Raw genomic sequence first — 495 nt, 5'->3', positions numbered from 1 at the left:
CGATAGCACTTCGACTGTGACTGCCCCTTCCCACGCCACCAGCGACGCTAGTGCTACCGCGACGCCCCCTTCCGACACCGCCACCAGCGATAGCACTTCGACTGTGACTGCCCCTTCCCACGCCACCAGCGACGCTAGTGCTACCGCGACGCCCCCTTCCGACACCGCCACCAGCGATAGCACTTCGACTGTGACTGCCCCTTCCCACGCCACCAGCGACGCTAGTGCTACCGCGACGCCCCCTTCCGACACCGCCACCAGCGATAGCACTTCGACTGTGACTGCCCCTTCCCACGCCACCAGCGACGCTAGTGCTGCCGCGACGCCCCCTTCCGACACCGCCACCAGCGATAGCAGCTCGACTGTGACTGCCCCTTCCCATGACGCCACCGGCGACAGCACTTCGACTCCGATCGCCGCTTCCGGCGCTACGACCAGCGATGGCAGTGATAGCAAGACCGCGCTTTCGCACCTCCTCGCTGGCAATAGCAGTTC

At 65.7% G+C, this 495-nt stretch carries 1 protein-coding gene; it reads right to left on the bottom strand.

What is annotated here, in order from left to right:
* On the bottom strand, positions 1 to 456 hold a 456-nt coding region (locus tag E5W70_RS20345; protein ID WP_292661471.1), incomplete at its 3' end, for a hypothetical protein.
* Between the last annotated feature and the right edge of the window lie 39 nt (positions 457 to 495).

The sequence above is a fragment of the Mesorhizobium sp. genome (assembly GCF_005063415.1).
GTDB lineage: Bacteria > Pseudomonadota > Alphaproteobacteria > Rhizobiales > Rhizobiaceae > Mesorhizobium.
This window is presented reverse-complemented; position numbering and strand designations above follow the sequence as displayed.